Source organism: Actinomadura sp. GC306, assembly GCF_004348665.1.
Classification (GTDB): Bacteria; Actinomycetota; Actinomycetes; order Streptosporangiales; family Streptosporangiaceae; genus Spirillospora.
In genome coordinates, this window is the sequence record NZ_SMKM01000531.1 from 1 (window position 1) to 1,449 (window position 1,449).

The following is a 1,449-nucleotide window of genomic DNA, read 5'->3' on the forward strand; positions in this document are numbered from 1 at the left end:
CCTCCGAAGCCCCCGCCTCCACCGGGCGAGCCGAACCGGCAGAACCTCTGACCACGCAGGCACAAGTAGGCGCTCCTCTCATCTCACCCCGCCGCATGAGAGATCGTCCGTCCCCGGCCCCTGCAGCGCACTACAGCAGGCTGTACCAGGACGCGTGCCGCCAGCCGTATCGTGACGAATGCCCGACGAAATTAGCGTCGTCGCTCATGACATCGACTCCTGCGAAACGGTGCAGACACCTGATCCCGATCGTGGTGGCCCTACTCGGCCTCTCCGCGACCGTCGCGCCCCTCGCCGAAGCGGGCGGCGTTCCGTCCCGGCAACCGAACTGGAAGCCCTGCGCCCAAGGTCCCGACGACGCCGTCGGCAAAGCTCTCGACCAGGCGGGCGCACAGTGCGCGGAGCTCACCGTCCCGCTCGACCACTCCAGGCCGGACGGACGCACCATCGAGATCGCCCTGTCCCGGCTGGCCGCCACCGACCGCGCCCACCGCATCGGCACCATGGTCCTCAACAACGGCGGTCCTGGTGAGCCCACGCTGGGCATGCCCCTGCAGGTCCGCGCGGCCATGAAGGACGTCGGCGCCCGTTACGACCTCGTCGGCCTGGACCCGCGCTTCGTCGGACGCAGCACGCCCCTCGACTGCGGCTGGCCCAGCGGCATGTTCCTCCGCTCGGCCGGCCCGACCCGCGCCCGGTTCGATCACCAGGTGGCGGTGCAGCGCGACCTGGCCCGACGCTGCGCCCGGCGCCATGCCGACGTGCTCCCGTACGCCAACACGCGTGACACGGCCCGCGACATCGACCTCGTGCGCCGCGTCCTCGGCGAGCGCCGCATCTCCTTCCTCGGCTACTCCTACGGCGCCTACCTGGGCGCGGTCTACACCCAGATGTTCCCCGGCCGCACCGACCGCGTCGTCCTGGACAGCGCAGGCGACCCGGGCAAGTGGGGCCCCCGCGCCATGCAGGGCACCGAAGACGAAGCGGACCGCGCCCTCCACGCCTGGGCGGCCTGGGCCGCCGAGCATCACGCCACCTACGGCCTCGGAGCCACCCCCACCCGCGTGCTCGCCACCGTGAACGCGATCGTCACCGCCGCAGAGGACCGCCCACTCCGCGTCGGCCCCTACGAGGTGGACGACCAAACCGTCCCCTACCTCCTCTCCCTCGGCCCCGGGGACGACCGCCCCGCCGCACGCGCAGCATTCGCCTCCACCGTCCGAACCCTGAACGAGGCCGCGCACCGCCGCCCAGCCGTCCCAGATGCCGAATTCGACGGACTCCTCAGGTTCGTCCTGACAGATGCGGGCTCTCCCCTGGCCAGCCCGACCGCCGCCATCGTCTGCGGCGACCGCGCCGCACCCCGCGACCCCGACACCTACTGGAACGACGTCCAACGAAGCCGCGCCCGCCACCCCCTCTACGGCCCCCTCAAGAACAACATCTGGC

General features: G+C 71.8%; 1 protein-coding gene. It reads left to right on the top strand.

Annotation, left to right across the window (positions count from 1 at the left end):
• Positions 1–206: 206 nt before the first annotated feature.
• On the top strand, positions 207–1,449 hold a 1,243-nt coding region (locus tag E1200_RS33320), incomplete at its 3' end, for an alpha/beta hydrolase (RefSeq protein ID WP_131956662.1).